The organism is Amycolatopsis sp. SID8362 (genome assembly GCF_010550475.1).
GTDB classification, from domain to species: Bacteria; Actinomycetota; Actinomycetes; order Mycobacteriales; family Pseudonocardiaceae; genus Amycolatopsis; species Amycolatopsis eburnea.
Genome location: NZ_JAAGNB010000328.1, coordinates 1 through 435 on the forward strand (window position 1 = coordinate 1; position 435 = coordinate 435).

The 435-nt window shown below is 76.3% G+C and carries 1 pseudogene; it reads right to left on the reverse strand.

The features are described from left to right. Positions 1-435 (reverse strand): annotated as a pseudogene (locus G3I65_RS10695) (acetyl-CoA carboxylase); the annotation flags it as partial.

Here is a 435-nt window from a genome sequence, read left to right on the forward strand (position 1 = left end):
GCACTGCGCCGCGTAGGCGATCGTCCGGCCGTCGCGCCAGCCGAAGCCGCACGCGACGCCGGGGTCGACACCGCCCGCGCGGTCGCCGCTGATGTCCTCCCGCCAGTCGAAGTAGGCGTCCAGGTACTCCGTGGCCCGGGCCCGCGAAGGCGACCGCGCTGCCTGGACCGCCTCCCAGCCCGTCGAAGGCAGCGGAGTGGCTCGTAGCGCCGAAGGCGGCGGAGCGGCCGCGGACGAACGCGCGGTGAGCAGCCGCAACCACCGTTCCAGCTTCGCGCCGAGTTCGGCCGGCGCGACGACGGCGTCGGCCTGGCCCCACTCGAACTTCGCCTCCGCGGTGTACGCCTCCGGGGTTTCCGGCGGCCGCACCCGCGAGCCGGCGAACCCGACCTGCGCTTCCGGCAGCGCGAGGACGACGTCGGCGCCCGCGCCGAG